The sequence below is a fragment of the Enterobacter sp. 03-F-07-AD-ECC genome (assembly GCF_047530935.1).
Lineage (GTDB): Bacteria > Pseudomonadota > Gammaproteobacteria > Enterobacterales > Enterobacteriaceae > Enterobacter > Enterobacter cloacae.
In genome coordinates, this window is the sequence record NZ_JBLKBZ010000071.1 from 1 (window position 1) to 909 (window position 909).

Annotated in this window: 1 protein-coding gene; it reads left to right on the forward strand. The window is 60.6% G+C overall.

Annotation, left to right across the window (positions count from 1 at the left end; translation table 11 throughout):
* The first annotated feature begins 61 nt into the window (after positions 1–61).
* The gene (locus ACMWKA_RS25665; RefSeq protein WP_001389365.1) at positions 62–826 is read left to right on the forward strand and encodes an IS6-like element IS6100 family transposase; all 765 of its coding nucleotides are present in this window, start codon (positions 62–64) and stop codon (positions 824–826) included.
* Positions 827–909 lie beyond the last annotated feature (83 nt).

The following is a 909-nucleotide window of genomic DNA, read 5'->3' on the forward strand; positions in this document are numbered from 1 at the left end:
GGCTCTGTTGCAAAAATCGTGAAGCTTGAGCATGCTTGGCGGAGATTGGACGGACGGAACGATGACGGATTTCAAGTGGCGCCATTTCCAGGGTGATGTGATCCTGTGGGCGGTGCGCTGGTATTGTCGCTATCCGATCAGCTATCGCGACCTTGAGGAAATGCTGGCGGAACGCGGCATTTCGGTCGACCATACGACGATCTATCGCTGGGTCCAGTGCTACGCCCCGGAGATGGAGAAGCGGCTGCGCTGGTTCTGGCGGCGTGGCTTTGATCCGAGCTGGCGCCTGGATGAAACCTACGTCAAGGTGCGGGGCAAGTGGACCTACCTGTACCGGGCAGTCGACAAGCGGGGCGACACGATCGATTTCTACCTGTCGCCGACCCGCAGCGCCAAGGCAGCGAAGCGGTTCCTGGGCAAGGCCCTGCGAGGCCTGAAGCACTGGGAAAAGCCTGCCACGCTCAATACCGACAAAGCGCCGAGCTATGGTGCAGCGATCACCGAATTGAAGCGCGAAGGAAAGCTGGACCGGGAGACGGCCCACCGGCAGGTGAAGTATCTCAATAACGTGATCGAGGCCGATCACGGAAAGCTCAAGATACTGATCAAGCCGGTGCGCGGTTTCAAATCGATCCCCACGGCCTATGCCACGATCAAGGGATTCGAAGTCATGCGAGCCCTGCGCAAAGGACAGGCTCGCCCCTGGTGCCTGCAGCCCGGCATCAGGGGCGAGGTGCGCCTTGTGGAGAGAGCTTTTGGCATTGGGCCCTCGGCGCTGACGGAGGCCATGGGCATGCTCAACCACCATTTCGCAGCAGCCGCCTGATCGGCGCAGAGCGACAGCCTACCTCTGACTGCCGCCAATCTTTGCAACAGAGCCTCCGTCGCCATGCTCACCTCGCTTTGGTG

Bases quoted from the DNA above. Each gene is read 5' to 3' on its own strand.
- ACMWKA_RS25665 (WP_001389365.1), top strand. From the start codon at position 62: ATGACGGATTTCAAGTGGCGCCATTTCCAGGGTGATGTGATCCTGTGG.